The 25,225-nt window shown below is 35.6% G+C and carries 19 protein-coding genes and 2 pseudogenes; 11 read left to right on the top strand and 10 right to left on the bottom strand.

All coding sequences use genetic code 11. The annotated features are described in order from the left end of the window. Positions 1 to 9 precede the first annotated feature (9 nt). Positions 10 to 897 carry a UDP-N-acetylmuramate dehydrogenase gene (gene murB / locus AAGD59_RS03820; RefSeq protein WP_141457145.1) on the bottom strand — a complete coding sequence of 296 codons (888 nt, stop codon included), beginning with the start codon at positions 895 to 897 and terminating at the stop codon, positions 10 to 12. Next, on the bottom strand, positions 888 to 1,766 hold the full coding sequence (hemC, locus tag AAGD59_RS03815) for a hydroxymethylbilane synthase (protein ID WP_015589059.1): 879 nt from the start codon (positions 1,764 to 1,766) through the stop codon (positions 888 to 890). Before hemC ends, murB begins: the two co-directional genes overlap by 10 nt. Before the next feature lie 1,036 nt (positions 1,767 to 2,802). On the opposite strand from hemC, the gene odhB reads away from it, so the two are divergent. Then, positions 2,803 to 3,975: a 2-oxoglutarate dehydrogenase complex dihydrolipoyllysine-residue succinyltransferase gene (odhB, locus tag AAGD59_RS03810; RefSeq protein ID WP_015589060.1), complete on the top strand. Its 1,173-nt coding sequence runs from the start codon at positions 2,803 to 2,805 to the stop codon at positions 3,973 to 3,975. Positions 3,976 to 4,013: 38 nt separating this feature from the next. Here odhB and AAGD59_RS03805 read toward each other — a convergent pair whose 3' ends face one another. Both AAGD59_RS03805 and AAGD59_RS03800 read right to left on the bottom strand, forming a co-directional pair. Beyond that, a complete protein-coding gene (locus tag AAGD59_RS03805; protein WP_141457140.1) occupies positions 4,014 to 4,190 on the bottom strand; it encodes a tetratricopeptide repeat protein in 177 nt (58 codons plus the stop codon). Next, the gene (locus tag AAGD59_RS03800) at positions 4,177 to 8,649 is read right to left on the bottom strand and encodes a tetratricopeptide repeat protein (RefSeq protein WP_341812874.1); all 4,473 of its coding nucleotides are present in this window, start codon (positions 8,647 to 8,649) and stop codon (positions 4,177 to 4,179) included. Before AAGD59_RS03800 ends, AAGD59_RS03805 begins: the two co-directional genes overlap by 14 nt. A 219-nt stretch (positions 8,650 to 8,868) precedes the next feature. Between AAGD59_RS03800 and secA the strand changes: the two genes are divergently transcribed. Beyond that, the gene (gene secA, locus AAGD59_RS03795) at positions 8,869 to 11,529 is read left to right on the top strand and encodes a preprotein translocase subunit SecA (protein ID WP_341812873.1); all 2,661 of its coding nucleotides are present in this window, start codon (positions 8,869 to 8,871) and stop codon (positions 11,527 to 11,529) included. Between the two features lie 3 nt (positions 11,530 to 11,532). Here the strand turns inward: secA and AAGD59_RS03790 are convergent, their stop codons facing one another. The 4 genes from AAGD59_RS03790 to AAGD59_RS03775 form a co-directional block, all read right to left on the bottom strand. Next, positions 11,533 to 12,462: an ankyrin repeat domain-containing protein gene (locus AAGD59_RS03790; protein ID WP_174516903.1), complete on the bottom strand. Its 930-nt coding sequence runs from the start codon at positions 12,460 to 12,462 to the stop codon at positions 11,533 to 11,535. A gap of 336 nt (positions 12,463 to 12,798) precedes the next feature. Next, entirely contained in the window at positions 12,799 to 13,440 is a 642-nt protein-coding gene (gene fsa / locus AAGD59_RS03785; protein ID WP_015589064.1) for a fructose-6-phosphate aldolase, read from the bottom strand. A gap of 39 nt (positions 13,441 to 13,479) precedes the next feature. Further along, positions 13,480 to 13,821 carry a hypothetical protein gene (locus AAGD59_RS03780; RefSeq protein WP_041573517.1) on the bottom strand — a complete coding sequence of 114 codons (342 nt, stop codon included), beginning with the start codon at positions 13,819 to 13,821 and terminating at the stop codon, positions 13,480 to 13,482. Beyond that, positions 13,802 to 13,987 (bottom strand): hypothetical protein, encoded by a 186-nt coding sequence (locus tag AAGD59_RS03775; RefSeq protein WP_006280029.1) that lies wholly within the window; start codon positions 13,985 to 13,987, stop codon positions 13,802 to 13,804. The genes AAGD59_RS03780 and AAGD59_RS03775 overlap by 20 nt, the downstream gene beginning before the upstream one ends. Positions 13,988 to 14,185: 198 nt before the next feature. Here AAGD59_RS03775 and AAGD59_RS03770 point away from each other — a divergent pair, with 198 nt between their 5' ends. From AAGD59_RS03770 to AAGD59_RS03740, 8 genes and pseudogenes are all read left to right on the top strand, one after another. Then, positions 14,186 to 14,470, top strand: coding sequence for a transposase (locus AAGD59_RS03770; protein WP_038198869.1), 285 nt, complete (start codon positions 14,186 to 14,188; stop codon positions 14,468 to 14,470). A gap of 21 nt (positions 14,471 to 14,491) precedes the next feature. After that, entirely contained in the window at positions 14,492 to 14,833 is a 342-nt protein-coding gene (locus AAGD59_RS06965; RefSeq protein WP_095866567.1) for an IS3 family transposase, read from the top strand. Positions 14,834 to 15,071: 238 nt separating this feature from the next. Then, positions 15,072 to 15,236: an IS3 family transposase gene (locus AAGD59_RS03765; protein WP_081600772.1), complete on the top strand. Its 165-nt coding sequence runs from the start codon at positions 15,072 to 15,074 to the stop codon at positions 15,234 to 15,236. 99 nt (positions 15,237 to 15,335) lie between these two features. Further along, positions 15,336 to 15,449: pseudogene (locus AAGD59_RS03760) on the top strand (BRCT domain-containing protein); the annotation flags it as partial. 263 nt (positions 15,450 to 15,712) lie between these two features. After that, positions 15,713 to 16,597, top strand: a complete 885-nt coding sequence (locus AAGD59_RS03755) for an Rpn family recombination-promoting nuclease/putative transposase (RefSeq protein ID WP_015589065.1) — start codon at positions 15,713 to 15,715, stop codon at positions 16,595 to 16,597. 20 nt (positions 16,598 to 16,617) lie between these two features. Further along, a pseudogene (locus AAGD59_RS03750) lies at positions 16,618 to 17,177 on the top strand (hypothetical protein). Between the two features lie 106 nt (positions 17,178 to 17,283). Then, positions 17,284 to 18,612 carry an IS4-like element ISWosp9 family transposase gene (locus AAGD59_RS03745; protein ID WP_041573564.1) on the top strand — a complete coding sequence of 443 codons (1,329 nt, stop codon included), beginning with the start codon at positions 17,284 to 17,286 and terminating at the stop codon, positions 18,610 to 18,612. Positions 18,613 to 19,130: 518 nt separating this feature from the next. After that, positions 19,131 to 19,256 (top strand): hypothetical protein, encoded by a 126-nt coding sequence (locus AAGD59_RS03740; RefSeq protein ID WP_007549126.1) that lies wholly within the window; start codon positions 19,131 to 19,133, stop codon positions 19,254 to 19,256. A 330-nt stretch (positions 19,257 to 19,586) separates the two neighbouring features. Here the strand turns inward: AAGD59_RS03740 and AAGD59_RS03735 are convergent, their stop codons facing one another. After that, the gene (locus AAGD59_RS03735; RefSeq protein ID WP_265027792.1) at positions 19,587 to 21,383 is read right to left on the bottom strand and encodes a hypothetical protein; all 1,797 of its coding nucleotides are present in this window, start codon (positions 21,381 to 21,383) and stop codon (positions 19,587 to 19,589) included. A 232-nt stretch (positions 21,384 to 21,615) separates the two neighbouring features. Then, on the bottom strand, positions 21,616 to 23,325 hold the full coding sequence (locus tag AAGD59_RS03730) for an ABC transporter ATP-binding protein (protein WP_015589073.1): 1,710 nt from the start codon (positions 23,323 to 23,325) through the stop codon (positions 21,616 to 21,618). A 979-nt stretch (positions 23,326 to 24,304) separates the two neighbouring features. Here AAGD59_RS03730 and AAGD59_RS03725 point away from each other — a divergent pair. After that, positions 24,305 to 25,168, top strand: a complete 864-nt coding sequence (locus tag AAGD59_RS03725) for an Rpn family recombination-promoting nuclease/putative transposase (protein WP_015589074.1) — start codon at positions 24,305 to 24,307, stop codon at positions 25,166 to 25,168. Positions 25,169 to 25,225 lie beyond the last annotated feature (57 nt).

Raw genomic sequence — 25,225 nt, 5'->3', positions numbered from 1 at the left:
AAAAACTATCTAATAGCTACCCAAAACCCTTATTTCCCACTCAAGTTCAACATTAAATTTATCCTTTACTGCATCTTTTACTTTGTTGCCAAGGTTTTCCAAGTCAGATGCAGTTGCATTATCGTAATTGAGCAAGAAGTTACAATGTTTCTTAGAGATTCTAGCTCCACCAATATTTAACCCTAGGCAGCCAGATTTATCAATTAACTCCCATGCTCGGTAGTTTTTTGGATTTTTGAATATGCACCCAGCAGTTTTTCCTCTTATTGGCTGGCTTTTATTTTTCCTCTCAATAACTTCCTTTAACCTTTGCAGTATAAGCTCATACTCTGAGTTTATTCCTTTAAACTCAGCTTCAACAAAAATCCAATTTCCTTTTAGGCTATGTCCACGGTAAAAATACCCCATTTCTTCGCTGGAGAACTCATATAGGTTTCCATCCTCTAGATTCACTGCTTTTATGGATTGTACAACACTTGCGATATCACTACCATATGCACCTGCATTCATTTCTATTCCGCCACCAACTGTTCCTGGAATTCCAACTAGAAACTCCAACCCACTAATCTGCTGATTTCCCGCAAAGTGAGCAAGGTTGCTGAGCAGCACAGCTCCCCCAGCTACAATAGAGTTGTTACCCTTACTTTTAATATATGCAAACTCCTTACCTAATTTTACTGTTATTCCTCGAATGCCACTATCTCGCACTATTATGTTGGATGTTGCACCAATAACGCTAACTGGCAGTTCAGTATTTTTAATCAAGTATGTTAAATCTTCAATATCACATGGTTTAAATAATACATCAGCTCGTCCACCAACATTTAACCACGTCGCTTTAGACATTAAGACATCATAACGATAGATTCCACGTACTTTAGGTAAGCTTATAAGCATTTTGATTTCAACTCTAATCCTGCATCCATACCCATTTTCTCCGCATCTTCTATAAATGAAGTGCGCTCAGTGAAGTATATATTTTTTCCACTTGCTAACATACAACGAAGGTGTAGCATATTTTCGCTCACATATTCAGCCAAAGCTGCAAGTGGTGTAAAACATGAACCATTCACTGTCTTCATAAAACTGCGCTCTGATTTCACTCCTATAAAAGACATATTATTATTAATTTTCTCTAAAAGATTGATAATTTTTACATCATTCCTTCTACATTGAATACAAACCGCCCCCTGCCCCACTGCACTTAACATAACTTTTGGTGGCAATACCTCTGTAATCAAGTGATGTTTTTCTAATCTTATGAGTCCTGCTTCAGCTAGAATTATTCCATCAAAACTTTGATTTTGCAATCTGGTTGTTACATTTCCACGTAGCGGTACTATATTTAAATCTGGTCTAACATTTAATAACTGAACTTTTCTTCTTATTGAAGAAGTGGCAATAGTAGCCTGCTGTGGCAAAGACTCAAGGCTATTGTGTTTATGAGAAATAAACGCATCGCATGAACTTAGCCTTTCTAAAACACAAGGAATTGTTAAACCCCCTGAGAAAAACGCAGGCATATCTTTTAGCGAATGAACTGCCATGTCTATATTATTTTCGAGCAATTCAGTCTCAATTTCTTTAATGAATAATCCTTTGCCTCCTATTTCAGCAAGATTTGCGTTTGCATACTTATCTCCAGAAGTTTTTATTTTAACAATTTCAATAGATAAGTTAGGAAAAGAATCCAGCAACTTTTGTTTTGCTTCCAAAGCCTGGGCAACTGCAAGCTTGCTTCCTCTGGTACCTATTTTGACTGGCATGTGTACGACTGTTTGAATACCAAACCTTAACCTAATTAATTATTTAAACACTTTGGTAGCGTGTATCGCATGAACCTCGGTTACCCTCTCTCTGATGTCATTCAAGTACTTGGATCCAGTTTATATGAGCCTTTGCATTTATTGTACTTTAACTTAAAACCAAAAGCAACTTTGACTTTACAAAATAATAGCCTTTTACATGCATAAATAAGCTTACTGGATTCTAGTACTTGCATGACAAGGTATAAACCTTATCGTCATACCGCCGCGAACCGTCATACCGCGATTCATTCGCGGTATCTCAGCCGCTAACAAGAGATCCCGCTAACAAGCAGCGGGATGACGAGCTTATCGTCACGCCGCCGCATACCGTCATACCGCGATTCATTCGCGGTATCTCTAGATCCCGCTAACAAGTAGCGGGATGACGATTGTCGTTTAGCCATAAATATTAAGAAATTTACCAAACGAAAAAAAAGGCAAAAGAAGCCCCGTGGTTGGCTAATTACTTACATTATACTTTCAAGTATGGCGTTTTTTTATTCTAAACACTTAATAACCGCGATTCAGCTGCTTTTAAACCGCAACTAATCTAAATTATAAACATTAAGAAATTTACTAAACAGAAAAAAAGGCAAAAGAAACCCTAGGGTAGCTAGTTATTCACTATCCATTTTTTAAGTTGGCGTTTTTTTATGTTTTAAATGCTTTATAAGCATATTTCAGCTTGTGTAGGTAAAAACCCAGAAATTTGATAAAGACATAGAGTGCACATAGTGCAAAAAATTAAACATGAGACGCCAGATACGTGAGTTTTTTTGTCATTTAATCTGTACAGAGAAGATAAATAAATAGCTTCAGTTTCATGATAAGGGGGCTGGCGGAGTTTGTCAAGGAATTTTTATGGCTGCGCTGGAATGACATTTGGGAGTTGTGGTCCACTTCTAAATGATAAGAGCCTCAATGAATTTATTAGTTTATTACATGTCTCTTTTCATGTATAAATCTATAGAAAGTTTTATACGGAAGTTGTTTTATGAGCAAAATTATAGAAATCAGAGCACCAAAAACTCTTGGTGGTGAATCAGTTACAGAAGGTATAGTAAAAATAAAGAAGGGTATTGGAGAAGCAGTAAAAGTAGATGACTTGATCTTTGAAATTGAAACTGACAAAACAGCACTCGAATTAACTGCAGAAGCTTCGGGGCAAATAACTGAATTTCTTGTAAAGGAAGATGATGTAATAAGCCCTGATCAATTGTTAGCGAAGCTTTCCGTGGGAGAAGTAAAAGAGGAAGCGAGAAAAGAAGATAAAAGCGAAAGTGCTGCTAAAAAAGATGCTCCATCAGCTCGTAAAATTATGGAAGAAAATGCAATCAGTGCAGAAAGCGTCAAAGGAACTGGCATGGGAGGCAGAATAACAAAAGCAGATGTGATAGGCCATATGAACAAAGCTGAACAACCTGCAATAAAACAATATGAATTGCCAAAAAGTGTAGTAAGTGGAGAGCAAAGAGAGGAACGAGTAAAAATGAGCAAAATAAGACAAGTAATTGCCGCTCGTTTGAAAGCATCGCAAAATACTGCTGCAATACTGACCACGTTCAATGAAATTGACATGAAGAATGTCATGGATCTAAGAGCAAAATATAAGGACGCCTTTGAAAAAAAATATGGAATAAAACTTGGTTTTATGTCGTTTTTTATAAAGGCAGCGGTGCAAGCATTGAAAGAAATTGCTGAAATTAACGCTGAAATCTCAGGCGATGAAATCATATATAAACATTACTATGACGTAGGTGTTGCTGTTGGCACCGATAAAGGTCTTGTTGTACCAGTTATTCGGGGTGCCGATCAGATGTCATTTGCAGAAATTGAGTTGACTTTAGTTGCTCTTGGCAAAAAAGCACGAGAAGGTAAATTACAAGTATCAGAAATGGAAGGTGCAACATTTACCATTTCAAATGGCGGAGTATATGGTTCGCTCCTTTCTACTCCGATAATAAACCCTCCGCAATCTGGAATACTTGGAATGCATTCAATACAAAACAGGCCAGTTGCCATGGGCAACTCAATTGAGATTAGACCTATGATGTACATTGCCCTCTCTTACGATCACAGAATAGTTGACGGCAAAGGAGCAGTTACTTTCCTCGTTAAAATAAAAAATTATATAGAAGATCCAAATAGATTAGTTTTGGAAGTGTAGCTCAAATGAATTGTTGTTAATCCAGTATTGCTAAAAACCTAAATGTCATCTAGTTCTGCCAGCAGTTTAGCAACTTCCGGATGATCAGGGCCATAATGTTTCTTAAAGATGGATGAAGCCCGTGCAAACAACTCCTTTTGTTTCTTATGGTTACCTAGAGCACCATAAGCGGGGCCTAGAATTTCCCATAGTTCAACAACTTTAGAAGTAATCATGGACATGATGCTTCTCAAGAATAAATGAGGCCTGCTCAAGCAACTCCTTTGCTTTCTGAGGGTTACCTAAATCCCCATAGGTAATACTTAGGTTTGCCAATAGTTTAGCAACTTCAAGATGATCAGGACCGTAATGTTTCTCAAAAATAGGTAAAGCCCGTTCAAACAACTCTTTAGCTTTTTGAGAATCACCTAAGTCTCCATAAGTTCCGCCTAGGTTTTTTAGTATTATAGCAACTGTAAAATGGTTAGGCTCATAATGTTTCTCTTGAATTGCTAAAGCCCGTTCAAGCAACTCTTTTGCTTTCTGAAGATTGCCTAAATCTCCATGAGCGTTACTTAGGTTTGTCAATGTGATAGCAACTTGGAAATGATCGGAGCCATAATGTTTCTCTTGAATTGCTAAAGCCTGTTCAAGTAACTCTTTTGCTTTCTGAGGATCACCTAAAGTCCTATAAGTGGTACCGAAGCTCACTAATGTTCTAGCAACTTCGAAATGATCAGGTCCATAATGTTTTTCTTGAATTGCTAAAGCCCGTTCAAGCAACTCTTTTGCTTTCCGAGAATTACCTAAATTCCCATAGGCATCACCTAGATTGGCCAATGCAATGGCAACCTGAAAATGATCAGAACCATAGTATTCTTCAAGAATAGGTAAAGCCTGTTCAAGCAACTCTTTTTGCCTACTAGGATTACCTGAATCCCCATAAGCATTACCTAGATTTGTCAGTGCAATGGCAACTTGAAAATGATCAGAGCCATAGTGTTTCTCAAGAATAGGTAAAGCCTGTTCAAGCAACTCCCTTTGTTTCTGAGGATCACCTAAAGTCCTATAAGTGGTACCGAAGCTCACTAATGTTCTAGCAACTTCGAAATGATCAGGTCCATAATGTTTTTCTTGAATTGCTAAAGCCCGTTCAAGCAACTCTTTTGCTTTCCGAGAATTACCTAAATTCCCATAGGCATCACCTAGATTGGCCAATGCAATGGCAACCTGAAAATGATCAGAACCATAGTATTCTTCAAGAATAGGTAAAGCCTGTTCAAGCAACTCTTTTTGCCTACTAGGATTACCTGAATCCCCATAAGCATTACCTAGATTTGTCAGTGCAATGGCAACTTGAAAATGATCAGAGCCATAGTGTTTCTCAAGAATAGGTAAAGCCTGTTCAAGCAACTCCCTTTGTTTCTGAGGATCACCTGAGGTACCGTAAACAATACCGAGGTTTATCAATGCAATGGCAATTTGAAAATGATCAGAGCCATAATGTTTTTCTTGAATTGCTAAAGCCCGTCCAAGTAACTCTTTTGCTTTCTGAGAATCACCTAAAGCTCTATAAGAGGTACCTAGACCTACTAATGTGCTAGCAACTTGGGAATGATCAGGCTCATAATGTTTCTCTTGAATTGCTAAAGCCCGTTCAAGCAACTCTTTTGCTTTCCGAGAATTACCTAAATTCCCATAGGCATCACCTAGATTGGCCAATGCAATGGCAACCTGAAAATGATCAGAACCATAGTATTCTTCAAGAATAGGTAAAGCCTGTTCAAGCAACTCTTTTTGCCTACTAGGATTACCTGAATCCCCATAAGCATTACCTAGATTTGTCAGTGCAATGGCAACTTGAAAATGATCAGAGCCATAGTGTTTCTCAAGAATAGGTAAAGCCTGTTCAAGCAACTCCCTTTGTTTCTGAGGATCACCTGAGGTACCGTAAACAATACCGAGGTTTATCAATGCAATGGCAATTTGAAAATGATCAGAGCCATAATGTTTTTCTTGAATTGCTAAAGCCCGTCCAAGTAACTCTTTTGCTTTCTGAGAATCACCTAAAGCTCTATAAGAGGTACCTAGACCTACTAATGTGCTAGCAACTTGGGAATGATCAGGCTCATAATGTTTCTCTTGAATTGCTAAAGCCCGTTCAAGCAACTCCTTTTTTTCTTCATAGTTACCTAAATTCCCATAAATGATACCGAGGTTTGTCAATATAACAGCAACTTGGGAATGATCAGGCCCATAATGTTCCTCTTGAATTGCTAGAGCCCGTTCAAGTAACTCTTTTGCTTTCTGAGGGTTACCCAGACCCCCATAAGCGTTGCTTAGGTTTGTCAGTATAATAGCAACCTGGAAATGGTCAGAGCCATAATGTTTCTCAAGAATAGGTAAAGCCTGTTTAAGTAACTCCTTTTGTCTCCTATGATTACCCAGATCCCCATAAGCGATACCTAGATTTGCCAGCGCTATAGCAACTTGAAAATTATAAGGCCCATAATATTTCTTAAAGATAGATAAAGCCTGTTCAAGCAGCTCCTTTTGTCTTCTGGGATTACCCAAGTCATGGTATCCATCGTTCATCCATATTAACAAATACACAAGATAATCCTTTTCTATTGTTTGTTTTTCTGAAGGATTTTTTGCTAGCCAATTATCTATATGTGATAAAAACGCTTCTAAGTGCGGCAATAATTGTCGCTTCTTAGCATAATCTTCTAATTTATCACTGTCGTCAGGGAAGCTTTCTTTTAATAATTGAAAAACGGTTTTTATATCTTTTTTAATTTTTCCACTTTCCTTTGACTTTAGCCTAATTACATCTTGTACTAAACAGTGAATAGAAACACTACTACTCTGCTCATTGGACACTAGCATCGAATATCTCAATAATATACCTAATACTTCTTCAAAAGGTTTTTCTTCAGAATTGTTCTCTACAATCTCAGGAAATATTCTTAACAAATCTTTAGGAATATCATTGTCTAAATATGCACAAGCTACTAACAACTTGCTTGCTAGTTTAGACTCATTACGAATTGCGTCCATTGTAATATCCCAAGTAATAAACACAGGCTCATGGTTAGAATCCTTAGGTAGTGTTTTATGAGATAATAAATAAAGCTTCCTTTCTGCATAAATTTCTAAGTAACGTGAGATAGTCATTTTGTTTTCTTTGATGTAAGCGCAAGCCTGAGCTAATGCCAAAGGTAATCTACCTAACTTTTCTGCCAATATACCTATATTTGGCCTATCGCTTTCTGAAACCTGGCCTAGAATTTTCTTAACATATAATTCTGATTCTGGGGGAGTAAAAACGTCTACACCTATACTCCCTTGTGGCCATTCAGTATTACGAGACGTAACTATTATTTTGCCGCCTTTTGTAGGTCTGAGCTTAGAAATGACTTCATAATTTGATACATTATCATAAATCAACAACCAGCCTTCACGTTTAGAATCTTCTAGCCAGTTTTTCACATAATAAGCTCGCTGTGCAATAGAAATGTTGTCTTCATCGTGAATAATATTTAATTTTCTTCCTAAATTAACATATTCACTGAGTAGTTGATCTTCATCTTTTGCATTAAACCAACATATTGCCTTGTATTCTTTCCCATGTTTTTGAATAAAATCTAGCACTGACTGTGTTTTACCTACTCCACCTAACCCGTACAAAGCAGTTAATATAACTGGCTCATTTTTTGTCTTTAGATGATTTACTATTTCTTCATTGAGATATTCTCGTTCAATGAAATTTCCACTAGCTATTTTAGGTGGAATGTTCCACCGTTCAAATAGATCTTCTCTAGGTTTGAGACTATAAAGATGTTCTATAACTTCCCTAAAATAATCGTCTTTTCTTGTTAGATAAGAAACTTTGCTACCCTGTTGTGCCCACCATTTCCCTACCTTATCATATACACGGACAAAAACTGTATCAATATCTTCTTCCCCTGATATTTTGTATATATTCCCTATTTCTTTCTTAATAATATCATCTAATTTTGAATGATTAGGTTGATCAACTACAAACCTTATTCTAAGTAAAAAATCTTCTATTTCATCGTCACTACCACAACTGAAGTATTTTTTCAGTTCAGTATGATTTTTTATTTTGTAGCACGTTCCTTTTTGACCTTCATAAATATTTAAAGTGTTATCATTTGTTAACTTTGACTCTTCCAGATACTTCTCTAATGTTTCTACGCTTCCTTGCTTCTCTGTACCTTTTTTTAGGTTCACATTGACATTAGTATGAATGACAAGCGTAATATCACTGTTCTTACACTCAGGGTTTTGCTTAATCTCAGGATGAGATTCAAAATATTTGTTTAACCCGAAATCTTCTTTCTGTTGCTTTCTATCATTTCCATCAATAAACAAATCTTCAAAAGTAATATTCTTCGAAGAGCGATGTGTATTGCAGTGCTTAGCTTGAACCAAGATAATTCTCGATTTGTTCTTCTGATCTTTATACTCAAAAAAAATATCATCAAAGGCTCCAAAACCTTCTATGTTTGATGCTAACCAAAAGTCAATTTTACTACTTAACCCATGAAGTAGATACAGCATTAATAATTTTACTTCATACTTGCGACCATGATCACCTGTTGATGTGCCATCTCTCTTCTTAAATGTACGATTACTAAGTACTTCAGACTGTTTGTTTTCTACATTCATACCCTACTAAACCTACGAATAACTTCTTTCTATAAAAAATTAAAGTCACCAAGTGCCTAAGATAATGCAACAGATTCTTTAACATTGTAATAACAGTGCCGAACAGGGTCAATTTTGTTTGCTGTCTTAAGCATAAAGACTCCCCAAATCTAATATGTAATTGCTGTAGGCTGCATTTAGTAATATAATCTCATATTAAATAAGACTTTACTTAAGTTTATGCTAGATTCTCCGCTAATTTTGACAGCCATTCTTATATTTTTCATTTTTACGTTGTCATTCTTTTTTATAAGAAAGATATTTGGGTCAACAAATAAGAAGATAATAAAATCCTTTAGGAAAATTGTTCAGCAAATAAATGCATTAGAAACAGAAATGCAGAGCTTATCTGATGAGGAGCTTGCTGGTAAAACTGAAGAATTCAATCGAGAATTGAAAAATGGGAAAACGTTAAATGATCTTCTCGTACCTGCATTTGCAGTTGTGCGTGAAGCCTCTCGAAGATTTCTTAACATGAGGCACTTTGATGTTCAACTGATTGGTGGAATGGTGCTCCACAATGGCATGATATCAGAAATGAAAACAGGAGAGGGAAAGACACTCGTTGCAACTTTAGCTGCATACCTTAATTCTTTAGAAGGGAAAGGCGTGCACGTCGTAACTGTTAACGATTATCTTGCAAAACGAGACACAGAGTGGATGAGCAAATTATATAATTCTCTTGGGGTTTCTGTTGCGTTTATTACGAATAACTTGACAGACGAAGAGAGGAAAGAGGCTTACAGTGCAGATATCGTGTATTCCACAAATAACGAGCTTGCCTTTGATTACCTGCGAGACAATATGAAATTTTCTCAAGAAGACATGGTTCAGAGAGGCTTTCACTACGGAATAGTTGATGAAGTGGACTCAATACTCATTGATGAAGCTCGCACTCCGCTTATTATTTCTGGCCCGGTTGAGGAAAACAATCAGATATATAAGCATATCAATAAAATAGTAACCAAATTAGTTGACTCCGATTATGAAGTAGATGAAAAAGGTAGAACGGTATTCTTGACTGAAGATGGTATTTCACGAGTGGAGGAACTACTAAGGTCATACAATCTCATTCCTGAAAATTCCTCGCTCTATGATACTGACAGCATGATAATGACTCATTATATAGACCAAGCATTACGTGCACATAAGCTGTTTACTGCTGATAAAGATTATATAGTAAAGAATGGCAAGGTAGTGATTATTGATGAATTTACTGGGCGTATGATGGAGGGCAGGAGATATTCCGATGGTCTTCATCAGGCACTTGAAGCGAAGGAGAATCTTGAAATTCAGCATGAAAACCAAACTTTAGCATCGGTCACATTTCAGAATTACTTTCGTATGTACAATAAACTTTCCGGAATGACTGGAACAGCAGCAACAGAGGCAGAAGAGTTTAGTGATATATACAGATTAAATGTAGTAAAAATTCCAACCAATGTATCTGTAAAAAGAGTTGATATTGATGATGAAATTTATGGCACAGGAAAAGAAAAATTTAATGCTGTGTTAAAGTTCATAGAAGAATGCCATAAACGCCTTCAACCGGTCCTTGTCGGCACGGTAAGCATCGAAAACTCTGAGAAGCTTTCTGCGCTTTTGCAAAGCCATTCTCTTAAGCATTCCGTATTAAACGCTCGTTATCATGAACAAGAGGCGTACATAATAGCACAAGCTGGAGTGCCAGGCAGTGTCACCATAGCAACTAACATGGCAGGACGTGGAACTGATATTCAGCTTGGTGGAAATGCTGAAATGATTGCAAAGGTGGAGCTAAAGAAGATAAAAAATGCTGATGAAAGAGAAAAAAAATACCAAGAAATAGTTGAAAGAGTAAAAAAAGATAAGGAAATTGCTATAAAAGCTGGTGGTTTATGTGTGGTTGGAACCGAAAGACATGAAAGCAGGAGAATAGATGATCAATTACGCGGCCGTTCTGGTCGTCAGGGGGATCCTGGACTTTCTAAGTTCTTTTTATCGCTCGAAGATGACCTAATGAGAATATTTGGCTCTGATAGAATGAGAAGTTTTTTACAAAAAGTAGGGCTAAAGAATAACGAAGCTATTCATCATCCATGGATCAATAAGGCACTCGAAAAAGCACAAAAGAAAGTTGAAGCTAGAAACTATGACGTGCGGAAATCTCTACTTAAGTTTGATGACGTAATCAACAACCAACGTAAAGTTATTTTTAAGCAGAGAAACAATATCTTAGGCAACGAAATTAATGATTTACTTGAAGTATATAGCGAAGTAAATGAGAGCGTAATAGAAGGTATAGTCCAAAGTGGCTATTATGAGGATTATATTGAAGATATAGTCAAAGAATTCCATACAAGGTATGGAATAACGCTTGATAAAGAAGATTTAGCAAAGTTTTTAAACAAACAAGAAGTTTTGGATTATATAAATGATAAGATACAAGAATTTTTTACTGAGAAAGAAAAATATTTCAACAGTCAGCACACTACAGATTTGTGGAATACGATCGTGAAGCAAATGATGATAATGACACTTGATCATTTATGGAGGGAACACCTTTCAGTTCTAGAGAGCCTAAGACAAAGCATAAGCCTACGTGCCATGGGGCAGAAAGATCCACTGAATGAATTTAAACGCGAAGCTTTCTTGATGTTTGAGTCAATGCTTGAAAAATGGAAGGAACTCACCATTCACCGCCTAGCGCACTTTAAGTTGGCAGATAACCAAGAGATAGGCAATAGGTTACATTCTGCTAGAAATAGCAGACTTCCCAAAGTCTCAAGAAACGACAAGTGCCCTTGTAATTCTGGAAAGAAGTACAAACACTGCCACGGCGCGGTTACTGTGGTGAATTAATAATTATGGTTGTACAGTTTGTTTATTTCCATCAACATTACTGCAGCTAACCTCACTTAGCTTACTGTTTAATGAATGCTCTGATGACTTATATGCAACCCCATAGGAAATTCCACCAACGATCAGTGCAGATGCCACAGTAATTACAACTATTGCTAGTGCAGGTAATGCAGTAGCATAAATGAGTGCTAATGGAGCAACAATGGCAGCTAATATACCTACAGTAATTCCTGCTGTTATAGCTTTAGGTCTATGAATAAATGATGGATCTGCACCATAATTTAGCAGAAGTTTCGCTACTTTTGGATGTTGATAATTTAGTCTTGGATGTTCACCATGAGTGTAATAAACAGCATAATATAAAGGAGTTCTTCCGTCTTTATCTTGTGCATTAACGTCTGCTCCCTCTTCTAGCAAAACTTCTACTACTTGTGTGTATCCATTCTCAGCAGCATAATGTAAAGGACTTCTTCCATATCTGTCCACTACATTAACATCTGCCTCTTTTTTTATAAGATGTTTTACTACTTCTATATGACCACTATAAGCAGCATAATGCAAAGGAGTCCCTTTATCTTCATTTTGTGCATTAACGTCTGCTCCTTCTTCTAGCAAAACTTCTACTACTTGTGCATGCCCATGCTGAGCAGAATAATGTAAGGAGGTTTTTTCCCATTCATCTTGTACATTAACATTAGCTCCGTTTTTTGTTAAGTATCTTACTACTTTTTCATAGCCATTTTCAGCTGCTATAAGTAATAAATTGCACTTGAGCACTATAAACGTGTAATTTATATCAAATTCGTTTTTTTTCCACTCATCATATATAAGTTGATTTTCCTGCTGCAGCTTATCTTTAATTCTATCAATTAAATTTTCCTTACTCAGATCTGGACTACTGTTGACTTCTTGTAGTATTAACCTTAATGTCATTTCCTTCTCCAAGATATAAAATTTTATTATGGCATATGGAGTGGATTATGTCAATGAAAAACTAAGAAACTGGTTCTTCTTTTTTTCTATAGCTTTAGGTTTACCTACAATTTGAAAAACAACAAATTCGTCATTCCGCTACTCGTTAGCGCCTCGGCGGTATGATGTAGGGAAACCTTTCTTGGGTTAGCTATAAAGTTAAGATTCGACCAGGGCAGCCGCAATAAGGTAGCAAACGCCATCATGTCTTTAGGAGAGTTTGCTAATGAAGGCTCTTAAGTTGACGCCATTGCCTGAACGGATACGCCAATTTTTATGTTCATTTGTAACCGTTTATTATTTTACACCCCAGTCTTTTTCAAATATTGCTAGCCCTTGGTCAGTAAGTGGGTGATTAATTAATTGTCTAAGTACTTTTGCTGGCACAGTAATTGAATCAGCACCAAACCTTGCAGCTTCTATTACATGCGCTGGGCTTCTCACTGATGCAACAAGAACTTTAGTATCAAAACCGTAATTAGAATATATAGTACATATATCTTCTATTAGCGATAAGCCATCATAGCTTATATCATCAAGGCGACCAACAAAGGGGGAAATAAAACAAGCACCGACCTTAGCGGCAAGCAGTGCTTGTCCAGGAGAAAAACATAATGTGATGTTAACAGGTATTTTATGCTCTGTCCATAACTTTTTACAAGAAATTAATCCTTCATGTGTAAGAGGTAATTTGATCACAACATTATCAGCAATTTTTGCTAAATTCAGACCTTCTGTGATCATCTCTTCATGGCTATCTGCAACAACTTCAACACTAACAGGCCCTTTTATAATAGAGCATATTTCACGCACTAAATCCTCGTATTTATCTTTACGCCCGGACTTTGCTATTAAAGAAGGATTAGTTGTTATGCCGTCAATGAACTCCTTTAGTCCTTTAATTTCATTTAAATCAACGCTATCAAGAAAAATTTCCATGTTAATCTCCTATAAAAAAAATACCCTTGCAAAATCTTGTCATCCTACCGCTTGACTTACAACCGTATGAACTTCCTGCGTTGTAAACATCAAACAGCCGATAACACAACTGTACAAATATTGAGACATAAGAGTAATTTGTACCAAGAAAAAAGATGTCATCCCAGTGCCCAGACCCCTTAGACAATGTACCATCTTTTGATTTTGTCCATTCTGGGCGGGGTTTTCAAGTTCTTTGATCTTAAATACTACATCTACTTTATCAAGATCAATGTTGACTTCTTTTACTAATGTCCTAATAAGACTACGTTTGGCTTGCCAATCTAGGTCCGATTTAACACTAGAATAAAAGCCCTTTATGCTATTTGTAATAAGATTCATTTTCTGCCGTATTCCCTTTTACCTTTTTCTTCTCTCCTTTAATCTCTTTTAAACGTTCCTTCATTTTTTTTATTGCCTGCTTAAAGTCTTCCTTACTTATAGTTAGTGCATACTTTGTTGCCGTAAAAACTTCTGGTACCCAAACAATTGTAATAAGTATACACAATCTTTGTCAACTATTTTCGGCACTGGTATATAAATCCAATTCTCTTCATCTGTACTATAAATAGAGTGAGTTCGCCGGCTGTTGCTTTTTTTTGGTTTGACTTCTAGCATTACTGAGCCCGCCTTTGACCTTACCCAGAAAAAGTGGAGAGAAAGAAAGGAGTTTTTTCGGGTAAAATAAAATTTTGGAGGATTAGAAATGGCAAGAGAATATACGGCAGAATTCAAATTGGAAGCTGTTAAGCTGGCAAATGAACAAAGAAAGGTAGGTCAACCAGTTGCAAAAGTAGCAAGAGATCTAGGAATAAGGGATAGTGTATTAGGAAAATGGATGAAGAAATATAACGAAAAAAAGTCAGCGGCAAATGCATTTCCAGATGTAGCACCTTATGACAAAGAGAGATTTGATTTACAGAAAGAGTTAGCAAAAGTAACAAGAGAAAGAGACATTTTAAAAAAAGCCCTGGCCAGTCAAAAAGAGTAAAATATTTTTTCATAAAAGAGCATAGTAAACACTATAAAGTGCAGGAATTATGTAGGGTTTTCTGCTAGTGGCTACTATAAGTGGACTACAAGGAAAATAAGCAGTAGAGAATCAGCAAATAAAGAGTTATTAGCAGATATTCAAAAAATATATCAAGCTTCTAAATGTAGATATGGAGCTCCTAAAATTCATGCTGAATTAAAGGCTTTGGGTAAAAGTTGCAACTTAAAAACAGTGCAAAGTATTATGCAGAAAAATGGTATTCAGGCTATATTGAGAAGAAAATTTAAAATTAAGAAACAACAAACGGACAGTAGCTCCCAATATATTAGACCAAAACTTTATTGTCGATCAACCAAATAAAGTATGGGATTACTTATATAAAAACCAAAGAAGGATGGCTATATTTGGCAACAATAATCGATCTATATTCACGCATGGTAGTTAATGAGCAGTTCAATAAATAAACAATTGGTTATGGACTCTTTATTAATGGACGTTAACAAGCGTAAACCTGCCAAAAATCTACTATTACATAGTGATCAAGGTTCACAATATACTTTGCAAGGTTATCAATATCTCTTATCCATAAAAAACATAGATGAGTCATAAAGGTTGTTGTTACGACAATTCTGTTGTGGAAAGCTTCTTCAGTTCTCTAAAAAGGGAGTTACCAATAGACACCTCTCGGCACTCTAAACAGCATATCAAAACTGCTATATTTGAATATATAGAAATTTTTTATAACAAACAACGTCACTATTAACTATTGCATTCCAGAACAATTTGATGCATCATTCTTTTTGTAAAAAACATTCCAAACTTTCTCTCCACTTTTTCTGGGTAAGGTCATTCAAGTGTATCGCCTAAAACGGACTTCTTGGTTGTCGGCGAAAAACCTGGGTCAAAGCTCGAAAAGGCTAAAAAGCTGGGTATTAAAATTTTAACCGAGGAGGAATTTAATATGAGAGAAAAATAAACGCTATTGAAGGGTATCTTTGATGGCCATTACAGTTGCTAAATTCATGACATCCATTTGCTGGCCTTTTAAGATACTTTACAGAATGGTTGATAAAAGAGTACAAAAGGAGTCTAGAGTATGAAATGCTATTCTCAGATCATTTATGGAAGACATTTTTTTCATCAACACATTCAAAACTTAAAAAATAAACTAAAAATAAAGAAGTTGAATATTTCTTCAGAATTGTGTATAATTATTAATGCTTTTTAGGTACTCTCGCTATGGCTCTTTCTAAGTTTCTCAATCCAAAATTAGACTTAACCTTCAAAAAGGTCTTTGGTACCGAAAAAAATAAGAACATTCTTATTCACTTCCTCAATGATATCTTAGGATTTACCGGGATAGATACTATACAAGAAGTTGAGTTTCTTAGCACCTACATGGATCCTGAAGTCGCCTCTGATAAACAAAGCATCGTTGAAGTCCTTTGCAAGGATTCTAGTGGGTTCAGATATGTAATCGAGATGCAACTCGCTCGTGATAGGGGCTTTGAGAAACGTGCTCAGCTATATGCTGCTAAAGCTTACTCAAGGCAAGCTGATAAAGGTGACCAGTATCATAACCTTAAGGAAATTATCTTCATTGCTATAGCAGATTGTGTACTGTTTCCTAATAAATCTGAGTACAAATCAAAGCATACTATTCGAGATGAAGACACTAATGAGCATGATCTAAAAGATTTCTATTTTATATTTATTGAGTTGCCTAAATTCGCAAAAAACAAAGTAGAGCAGCTAGAAAGTACAATAGAGCGCTGGTGCTTTTTTTTCAAGTACGCAGAAGATACTACAGATGAAGACCTAAAAGATATTGCAGAAAAATCGCCAATAATAAAGCTAGCATACGATGAGTTAGACAAGTTTCGCTGGAATGAGAAAGATCTGATAGCGTACGAAGAAAGGATAATGGATCTGCGGAAAGAAGAAGGCATCCTCGCTCAAAAACTTGATGATGCTAGAGACGAAGGCATCCAAATCGGACATGAAAAAGGCAGAAAAGCAGAGAAAATTGAGGTCGCAAAAAACCTACTTAAAGCAGGAGTTTCTATTGATATTATAGCCCAAACTACTGGTCTTACAGCTGACGAAATCAAAAACTTAAGCTAATTTTATCTTTGGATGTCTAGATGAACATCTTTGTACTAGATGAAAACCCAGCAATTGCGGCGCAAATGTTATGTATATAGTAAAAATGCCATTAGAAACTGCTCAATTATTGAGTAATGTTTTTTCAACAGCATCCAAATCCTTTTGTCAGTATCATAAATCAGAATATAGAAGTCCCATATAAACTGACTCACAACAATCATCCTTGTTCTTTGTGGGCTAGGCAATCAGAAGGGAACTTTTATTGGTTCGGAAGAGAATTATGTAAAGAGTACACTTGGCGATACAAAAGAACGCATAAATCCGAAGAAATAGTAGATTGGTGTGATAGTAATAAGGATTTGCTAATTTTTCAACTTTTATACAAGCACTGTCTGATCGCTATAAATGTGGTAGTTCCATAAAAGCCTATAGAAAGTACTATTTACAGGAAAAGATGAGATTTGCTAAGTGGGAAAAGAGCAGAAGATTGGACAACGGAAAATTTAATGCTACAGGCATACAGCTCATAGGTAGAGAATGCATCCAAATTGGATATAAAAAGGTAAAATTGAAGTTGCAAAAAATTCGGGAGTGTTAAATAAACCATACGCGTCAAGTTAAGGAAAAGTGTAAGTAAAGTTGATAGAGTGAAGGAAAATAATAAGGTATAAATTCTCTTGGATATATGAATGAGAGAACTTACAATGGACAGAATAGCTTGCTTATCAAAAGACCTCAATGAATTCTTTAATGAAAAAGCAGACGAAATATCAATTGCAGTAGGTTTTATAAAAAGAAAGAGAAAACTTAATGGCTCATCATTCATAAAAGCTATGGTTTTTGGTAACATAGGAGTTGATGATTGCAGCATAGAAACAATGTGCCAATTGCTAAATGAAGACTCGATAGAAATTACAAAACAGGGTTTAGATTTTAGGTTTAGTGAAGAAGCAGTTGAGTTCATGAAAAAAATGTATAACGAAGCTTTGTGTTTATTTAAAAAAAGTCTACAGATTGATTGCAAAATTTTACAGCAATTTGGAAGCGTTAAATTATTGGATAGCAGCTACATTAGCCTGCCCAGTAGCATGGAAGATATGTACAAAGGATATGGCAGTAGCTATAGAGATTGTGAGAATAATACCAAATCAGGAATAAAGCTACAGTTAGTCTTTGATTACCTGAATCAAGCGCTAGATAAGTTAAATTTTATGGAAGGAATAAGGTCGGATCAAGGTTATAGGGATTATCTGAACGGTTTATCAGCCAATGATTTGCTAATATTTGACTTGGGCTACTTTGTGCCTAGTTCTTTTAAACAGATTGATGAAGCAGGTGCATATTTTGTTAGTCGTTATAAGTCTGATACCAATATATATGATATAGAAACAAATCAAAAAATAGAGCTATTGGAGTATTTGGAAGGTCAATTATCTTCAGAAAAAGAAGTATTATTAGGAAAGGAAGTAAAAATTAAGGTAAGAATTATATGTCAAAAGCTAACTGAAGAACAGTCTATGGCTAGAAGAAGAAAGGCTAATAAATTAGCAAAGTCACATGGATATACATCTTCTCAAAAGAATCAAAAGTTATTAGATTGGTCAATATTTATAACTAATGTTCCAGAGAGTAAAATTAATGCTGAACAAATATTGACGGTTTATAGAGTAAGATGGCAAATCGAATTACTATTTAAACTATATAAAAGTCATATCAATCTTGATAAACTAAAAGGAAAGACAAATCCATTTAGAGTATTGTGCGAGCTATACGCAAAATTATGTGCTATTCTCGTATTTCACGGAATGATTGGCTGTGTAAAACTAAAAAAGAACACGGAGCTCAGTTTAACAAAGGCATTTATTGAATTGAAAAGGCGGGTTAGAGAGCTCTTTTTGATATTAAACAATATTGTCAATAATTTAAAAATTTTTCTAAAAAAGCTTACTATAATCTGGTCAAAGTTTTCTTTGAAAGACAGATATAGGAAGACCAGGGTATCTACTTTAAGCTCTCTACATTCCTTAACTTGACGCGTATGGTTATGCAAGCTGTGCGCACAGGAGTACATGAATCCATACGTGGATACGAAGAAAAATTGTAAGTCATAAAAATCCTTTAAAAAGCAACTATTAGATTATTATAGGATAAAAAAGTTAATGATTTAATAATTTTAAGGCTAAAATTAGCATATACAAAGTCCTTAACCTACAGTACATTTCAAAATACGACTTTAATGTAGCAGATATTAGAGTTAAAAGTTTTACTATGGTAGAATAATGATAAGATTCCAAGAAGAAGCTGTCAGTAGTCAAATTAGTCGTGTTGCTGAAATAAATTGTAATATATGGTTACTGTGAATAACAATTGCTTATCTTCTCAAGCAAAACATGAAACACATGGGTTGAATAACACCCATGTGCTCTTGGAAGCACGTATAGCTAGACGTGCGTTTATGAGTTGTTTAAAAACAATCTTCTAACAAAGAAACCCAAATTCATCACAAGGATTATGACATGTGTCATAATAATTATGATATGAGTTAAAATGATTGTGGCACGAATTAGTAGCACAAGGTGCGTATGCAGGTGCACAAGCTTGTGCACAGTTCGATACTGGTGTTGGTGAAACTGATGCTGGCGAATTAAAAGCCGTACATGGTAGTTTTGGTAAATGACTATAATTATAAACCATAATGATCCTTTAAAAAATACTATGAGATTATTATAAATTAAAATAATTAAAAATTTAATAATTTAAATTATAAATCTAGCATATCAACTAACGGTATGATTTAAATTTTTTTTCAACTCCACTGTATCTTCGCCAGTTTTGCATACATCCCGTCTTCACTTATTAGAGAGTTGTGAGTTCCTATTGGCAACCGTAGCTCAGTTGGCAGAGCGTTAGTTTGTAGTGCTGAATGTCGCCAGTTCGATCCTGGTTACTCACTCTATTTTTCTGCAAAAATGCCATCTGGGCTGAAAAGCCCAGAAAGCATTCAGTCTTATATAAAATTAGTATCAACAGAAACAAGACTATCCTCATTATCATAATAGTAAGGATTTGTTTTTTCCGTACTATCAAAAACAGTTTTTAATAGTACTTCCTTATCACTGTCCCATGCAACTTTCTTCATAATTTTAGCAAAATCTTCACACTTTTTGTCAACTCCACAGTCCTTTATTTTGCCATTAGCCTTTAGATAAGGCTTTAATGAACTATACAATATCTGAGTGTTATTGCCCTCTTTATCTATCATTTGTCCTAATGTGTTAACAAGTATCAATGGTGCAATTTGTTTTGCTTTCGCAACAATTGTTCGATCGGACTCTCTAATGAGATCAGGACATGATTCTCTCATAAAAAAGCTTTTGTTGTATTCTTTATTATTATGATAACCGGCAGGGTAACAGAAACTCTTAATTTCATCGTCTTGACAGGCTATCTCTTGTGGATTATCCATACATTTTTTACATGACATATTACTAAAATAGTGTGCTGAATCAAAAAGCTCTGTAAAGGCAAATTTAAAATTTACTACACCGTAATAACCCTCTATTCCCTTTTCTATATATGTCGCAATTTTAGGATTACTATACATCTCAGGATACAATTCCTTTAGTAAATCAGATGTATTAAAACCTTGATGACCTATCTTATTATAAGCTGTATACCAAGAAGCATATGCTCCACAATTTTCAGCTTGGGAACAATCTAAGGTTATTTCTTGAGATGTAATGACACTTGCTTTTCCAGTTTCATCTTCTTTCTCATCAGTATCAGGTTTGTTTGTACCAGTTTCATCTCCTTTTTCACCAGTATCAGGTTTGCCTGTACCAATTCCTTTCTCTTTTTTGCATTCTTCAGCTTCTTTTTTATACCACTCAACCTCTGCCTTTGCCATTCCAATTTTACACTTTACAACTTCTTCTTTGGCTTTCTCAACTTTCTTTTCACACTGTACAAATGCTTCTTTTATCCCTTCAGCCTCCTCTTTTGCTTTTCCAGCGTCTGCTTTTGCCTGTTTAGCTTCTGCTTTCACTTTTTCAATCTCATCTTGAGCTTGTTTTATTGCTAAATCGGCTTTTGCTTTAGCATCATCTTTTGCACGTTCTATTGCCTGTTTAGCATCATCTTTTATCCTCTCAGCATCTTTTTCACATTTCGCAAACTGCTCTTTTGCTTCTTTAGCTTCACCATGTGCTTGTTTTACTGCTTCCGCAGCTTTTGCTTTAGCATCATCTTTTGCACGTTCTATTGCCTGTTTAGCATCATCTTTTATCCTCTCAGCATCTTTTTCACATTTCGCAAACTGCTCTTTTGCTTCTTTAGCTTCACCATGTGCTTGTTTTACTGCTTCCGCAGCTTCTGCTTTAGCATCATTCTTTGCCTGATTGATTGCCTTTCCAGCGTCTTCTTTTATCCTCTCAGCATCTTTTTCACATTTCGCAAACTGTTCTTTTGCTTCTTTAGCTTCACCATGTGCTTGTTTTATTGCCTTTTTAGCATCATCTTCTGCACGTTTTACTGCCTTTTTAGCACCATCTTCTGCCTTCTTAGCCCTGTCTTTGCACTCTTCAAGTGTTTCTCTGGTAAATTCATCATCCTTTTTCTCTTTTTCGATCTGATCTCTTAGACCCGTAACCTGATCCTCAGTTACTACCTTATCATCAGTTACTACCTGATCTTCAGTTGTGATTTTATCCTTGATCGTCTCATCTACACCCTCATCACTATAAGAAAATTTGTTAGTATATGAATAGCGATTATTGATTTTATCACTATAGTTATGTTTTAACATAGAGACCTCCTATACAGTTAAAATTGGAATTACATTAAGATAGAACAAGCTATGAATATAACGTGAATGAAAGAAACCACAGGTCACGAAATTTCCGGATAACTATGGAACCATTATAAAATAATAAAATTAAAAAATTAATAATTTTAATTTTAATTTTAAATCTAGCATACTCATTAAATCAACAACGATATAGCTTAAATTCTCTTTTAATTTACACAATATTTCATGCCTACTGTATCTTCGCCAGTTTTGCATACAGCCCGTCTTTACTTATTAGAGAGTCATGAGTTCCTACTTCTTCTACTTTTCCATGATTAATTACTATAATCTTGTCAGTCTTGAGTGCGGTTGATAGCCTGTGTGTAATTACGATTGTTGTTCTGTTTTGCATTAACTTGCTCAAGGCTTTTTGCACGAGGTTCTCACTTTTGTAATCAAGGGCAGAGGTTGCTTCATCCAGTATTAAAACCTGAGGATTGTTGAGTATGGCCCTTGCTATTACAATACGTTGTTTTTGTCCTTCAGAAAGTTTTAATCCTCTTTTTCCTACAAATGTATCAAATTTATCAGGCAGCTTATCAATAAATTCCATCGCATAAGCGCTGATGGCTGCTTGCTTCACTTCCTCATATTCGGCACCTGGTTTGCCATATAGTATATTTTCCATTATTGAGCAAGAAAATATCATGTGATCTTGTGGCACTAAGCCAAACAACGATCTGAGGTCATTTAGCGCAATTGACTTAATATTGTGCCCATCGATAGTAATGCTACCTTTGTTTGGATCATGAAAACGGAGCAGAAGCTTTAAAATGGTGCTTTTACCACTGCCAGATGGTCCAACAATTGATACTGCTTGACCTGCCTCTATAGAAAATGATACGTTATTTAACGCTGGCTTATCAGACTGAGATTCATAAAAAAATGTTACGCCATTAAACGAAATTCCCTTTTGAACACTACAAATTTTTATAGGATCATCGGGATCTGCTATAGAGCTTTTCATATTTTTAAATTCAAATAAACGCTCTACTATTCCAAGACCTCGTTGTAAATCACTGATATTATCGCTCAAATTATTTATAGCTCCTGCTGCGAGCGCTGAATAAAACACAAATGAGGAGAGTTTTCCAATAGTTATATTATTGCTTAAGACTTCTTTAATACCAAAAAAGAGCAAAACAACTAGTGAACCTATCACACACGTGATAACTAGAGTTACTAAAATAGCACGCAAGAGTACTAATTTTACGTATGATTTTGATACTGAGTTTAAATGTTCCTTAAAACGGATTTTTTCGTTTTCCTCGAGTACAAACGATTTGATAGTCACTATAGATCTAAAATTTTCCTCACTAAATGACGCAAGCTCACTTAATTTATCCTGGGCAAAGCGTGCATAGCTACGCACTTTTTTTCCAAGTGAGGTCATGATAATGAGTAGTATAGGTATTATTGCGGCTGCATACGCAGTTAGTTGTATATTTGTATACAATAACATAGCAACACTACCAATCAGAATCACAAAATTTCGTAATATGGTTAGTAAGCTGCTGTTTATTATTGATTGCAGCACAGAGGTATCAGTAACTAACGCTGAAATAACATCTTGTACGCCTGTGTTCTCAAAGAAACTTGGTTGCAAGTTAGTGATACTGCTATATAAGTCATATCTGATTCTTGCGATAACTTTCTCGCTGCCAATGCCAATGAAATATAACCGAGTAAATGCAGTGAGAGAAATGGCTAAAACTATAAGTATTGCAACTAATAGTTTGGTAGTAAAATCGTGCTCTGTGCCAGAATCAATTATATTGCTTAAGCCTCTGCCAAAGAGGAGGATCATTAAGGCTGAAAATAAAACTGCAATAAAAGCTATGATGAAATAAGATAGATTAGGCTTTATATAGTAAAATAACTGCCTAATATTAGATCGCATCTTATTTTAAAGTTTCTAAAGTTAAGTATATAGATTCTAGTTTCAGGGGAAAGGGAAAAGGTGTAGTATGAAGCAATTTAGGTTCTGCAGCTGTTGTGATTTTAGTCCACCAAGAAAGGGTAGTAGCTCGCAGAAACAAAAAACTTGCTTGACAAACTCCGCCAGCCCTCTTATCATGAAACTGAAGCTATTGTATTTGCTTTCGCCAATCTGCAGATTAAAAGGTAAGGATTACTTAATGTATCGGCGTCTTATGTTCAATTTTTTGCAGTATATAGATACTGTATGTCTTTACAAAACTTCATCTACATCTAGATTTTTATCTAAATAAGCTGAACGCGCTTATAAAGCGTTACAAGACATCAAAAAATGCCAATACTCGACAGAGATAGTAAAAGACTAGCTAACTCGGGAATTCTTTGTCTTTTTTTCTGCTTAGTAAATTTCTTAAACATTTGCAGCGTAGGTTAGTTGCAATTAAAAGCAGCTAAATTGCAGTGTTTAAGACTTAAAAAACGCCAATACTGAAAATAGACAATGACTAGGGTTTCTTTTGCCTTTTTTTCGTTTGGTAAATTCCTTAATATTTATAGCTAAACGACAATCGTCATCCCGCTACGTGTTAGCGGGATCTCTTGTTAGCGGCTGAGATACCGCGAATGAATCGCGGTATGACGGTTCGTGGCGGCGTGACGATAAGCTCGTCATCCCACTACGTGTTAGCGGGATCTATGTTGAGAGATACCGCGAATGAATCGCGGTATGACAGTGTAGATAGTAATTCGTCATTCCGCTACGTGTTAGCGGGATCTAGAAATACCGTGAATGAATCGCGGTATGACGGTTTGCGGTGGTATGACGATAAGCTCGTCATCCCGCTACGTGTTAGCGCCGCAGCGGTATAGCTATACTTAAAAATATGGTTGAATAGTTGTTAATAATAGTGTATAATTATTAATCTTTTCTCAGTATTTTTACTATGGCTCTTTCTAAATTTCTCGATCCAAAATTGGACCTAACATTTAAAAAAATATTTGGTACTGAGAGAAATAAGAATATTCTTATTCATTTTTTGAACGATATTTTAGGATGTACTGAAGTCAACACTATACAAGAAGTAGAATTCTTAAGCACCATTATGGACCCTGAAATTGCTTCTGATAAACAAAGCATTGTTGATGTTCTTTGCAGGGATTCTAGTGGGAACAGGTATATAATTGAGATGCAGCTCACTCGTGATAAAGGCTTTGAAAAACGTGCACAACTTTATGCTGCTAAGGCTTACTCAAGACAAGCTGATAAATCTGGTAAATACGTTGATTTAAAGAAGATTTTCTTTATCGCGATTTCAAATTGTACCTTATTCCCTGATAAGCTTGACTATATATCTAGCCATACCATAAGAGATGAGAAAACCAATGAGCATGACTTAAAAGATTTTCAATTTATCTTCATAGAGCTGCCAAAATTTCCTAAGAGTAGAGAAGAACAACTAGAAAGTGTAGTAGACCGTTGGCTATTTTTTTTCAAATATGCAGATGAAACAACGGACGAAGATCTCAGAAAAATTGCGGAAAAATCACCAATAATAAAGCTAGCATATGATGAATTAGATAAGTTTCACTGGAATGAAAAAGATCTAATAGCTTATGAAGAAAGAATAATGGATCTGCGCAAAGAAGAAGCCATTCTTGAATACAGACTTGATCTTGCTAAAGAGGAAGGTAGAAAAGAGAGGGAAATTGAAGTCGCAAAGAATCTACTTAAAGCAGGTGTTTCTTTTAATATTATAGCTCAAACTACTGGTCTTTCTATGAGTGAGATCAAAGAATTGCAGAATTAAGTGTGAATGGTTACGAAAAATATAAGTTTTTGCGATAAACGACATAGTGATGTATTT

The sequence above is a fragment of the Wolbachia endosymbiont (group A) of Cephus spinipes genome, assembly GCF_964026895.1.
GTDB lineage: Bacteria > Pseudomonadota > Alphaproteobacteria > Rickettsiales > Anaplasmataceae > Wolbachia > Wolbachia pipientis.
Note: the sequence above shows the minus strand (reverse complement) of the source record. Positions and strands in the feature narration are given on the sequence as shown.

Coding starts and splice junctions, on each gene's coding strand:
- murB (WP_141457145.1), bottom strand. CDS start 897: ATGCTTATAAGCTTACCTAAAGTACGTGGAATCTATCGTTATGATGTC.
- hemC (WP_015589059.1), bottom strand. CDS start 1,766: ATGCCAGTCAAAATAGGTACCAGAGGAAGCAAGCTTGCAGTTGCCCAG.
- odhB (WP_015589060.1), top strand. CDS start 2,803: ATGAGCAAAATTATAGAAATCAGAGCACCAAAAACTCTTGGTGGTGAA.
- AAGD59_RS03805 (WP_141457140.1), bottom strand. CDS start 4,190: ATGATTACTTCTAAAGTTGTTGAACTATGGGAAATTCTAGGCCCCGCT.
- AAGD59_RS03800 (WP_341812874.1), bottom strand. CDS start 8,649: ATGAATGTAGAAAACAAACAGTCTGAAGTACTTAGTAATCGTACATTT.
- secA (WP_341812873.1), top strand. CDS start 8,869: ATGCTAGATTCTCCGCTAATTTTGACAGCCATTCTTATATTTTTCATT.
- AAGD59_RS03790 (WP_174516903.1), bottom strand. CDS start 12,462: ATGACATTAAGGTTAATACTACAAGAAGTCAACAGTAGTCCAGATCTG.
- fsa (WP_015589064.1), bottom strand. CDS start 13,440: ATGGAAATTTTTCTTGATAGCGTTGATTTAAATGAAATTAAAGGACTA.
- AAGD59_RS03780 (WP_041573517.1), bottom strand. CDS start 13,821: ATGAATCTTATTACAAATAGCATAAAGGGCTTTTATTCTAGTGTTAAA.
- AAGD59_RS03770 (WP_038198869.1), top strand. CDS start 14,186: ATGGCAAGAGAATATACGGCAGAATTCAAATTGGAAGCTGTTAAGCTG.
- AAGD59_RS03765 (WP_081600772.1), top strand. CDS start 15,072: ATGAGTCATAAAGGTTGTTGTTACGACAATTCTGTTGTGGAAAGCTTC.
- AAGD59_RS03755 (WP_015589065.1), top strand. CDS start 15,713: ATGGCTCTTTCTAAGTTTCTCAATCCAAAATTAGACTTAACCTTCAAA.
- AAGD59_RS03745 (WP_041573564.1), top strand. CDS start 17,284: ATGGACAGAATAGCTTGCTTATCAAAAGACCTCAATGAATTCTTTAAT.
- AAGD59_RS03735 (WP_265027792.1), bottom strand. CDS start 21,383: ATGTTAAAACATAACTATAGTGATAAAATCAATAATCGCTATTCATAT.
- AAGD59_RS03730 (WP_015589073.1), bottom strand. CDS start 23,325: ATGCGATCTAATATTAGGCAGTTATTTTACTATATAAAGCCTAATCTA.
- AAGD59_RS03725 (WP_015589074.1), top strand. CDS start 24,305: ATGGCTCTTTCTAAATTTCTCGATCCAAAATTGGACCTAACATTTAAA.